Raw genomic sequence first — 420 nt, 5'->3', positions numbered from 1 at the left:
TGAAGGCCATGACCTGATCAGATCCCGGGTCAGCTACACCCTGTCGGCCAACGTCGAAGACGGCATCCTGCTCGACAGCACACACAACAACCTGACCGGCAACGCCCTGAACAACGTGCTGACCGGCAACGCGGGCAACAACATCCTTGACGGTGGCCTGGGCGCAGACACTCTGATCGGGGGGGCGGGTGATGACACCTACGTCGTGGACAACATCAACGACGTCCTCGTCGAACAAGCCGATGAAGGCCGCGATCTGGTGAAAACCAGCATCAGTTATGTGCTGGCCAACAACTTCGAAGACGCCACGCTGCTCGGCACTGCCGACCTGACCCTGACCGGTAATTCCCTGAACAACGTCCTCATCGGCAATGCCGGCAACAACAGCCTGTTGGGCGGCCTAGGCGCCGACACCCTGAT

Annotated in this window: 1 protein-coding gene; it reads left to right on the top strand. The window is 60.2% G+C overall.

Features of this window, described 5'->3' with window-relative positions; translation table 11 throughout:
* The coding region (locus ACTJKS_RS28080) for a calcium-binding protein (protein ID WP_440829060.1) at nt 1-420 on the top strand (420 nt) is incomplete at both ends.

This window comes from Pseudomonas sp. 22189 (genome assembly GCF_052045635.1).
GTDB lineage: Bacteria > Pseudomonadota > Gammaproteobacteria > Pseudomonadales > Pseudomonadaceae > Aquipseudomonas > Aquipseudomonas parakoreensis.
This window is presented reverse-complemented; position numbering and strand designations above follow the sequence as displayed.